This is a genomic window from Rhizobium sp. PRIMUS64, assembly GCF_023006465.1.
Lineage (GTDB): Bacteria > Pseudomonadota > Alphaproteobacteria > Rhizobiales > Rhizobiaceae > Rhizobium > Rhizobium leguminosarum.
This window is the reverse complement of sequence record NZ_JALBGX010000324.1, coordinates 1-602: the sequence shown is the minus strand read 5'-3', so window position 1 is coordinate 602 and position 602 is coordinate 1. Positions and strand designations below refer to the sequence as shown.

Below are 602 nucleotides of genomic sequence, written 5' to 3'. Positions count from 1 at the left end.
AGCGCGCGCTCGTCGCGCCACTCGGGCGCGCCTTGCGCGAGCGCAGCGATTGCATGCGCGGTGGGATACAGCCACGAAACGTGCCATTTTTCATTGTCCCATAGACCGTCCGCGTTGCGATTGGCCTCAAGGTAAGCGCTGGTGCCGGCGGTGGGCTTTCCCAACAGTCTGAACGCATGCAGGGCGTGGATGTTGGTCGACACCGAGGCATTGCGCTCGCCGGGGAAGGTAACGAACAGCCCGCCGATTTCGAAGTGGCGCAACGCGTCGGCAGCCGGGTTGCGTCCTGCTAGGCGCAGGATGCACAACACAACAGCGGTGTCGTCCGCATCGGCCGCGAAGTGCAAGGCCGGACCCAGACCGCGCACGCCCAGACAGGCATCGAGCTGCGCGACGATCACGCGTACCGCCTCGGCGAGCGCGGGATGCGAAAACAACCCGGCCAGATGCAGAGTGTACAGCGACCAGCATGGCTCGAACACGTTGATCGGCCAGACGCTGGGAACGACACCTTCGATGCCGCTGCGCGCCGCGCGCGATGCGGCCTGAAGATACCTGTCGGCACGCTCGACCTGTGGCGCGCTCGCCTTTGTGAGGGCGTG

Annotated in this window: 1 pseudogene; it reads right to left on the bottom strand. The window is 65.8% G+C overall.

Annotated features, from left to right (window positions below):
* Positions 1-602: pseudogene (locus MOV76_RS39380) on the bottom strand (hypothetical protein); the annotation flags it as partial.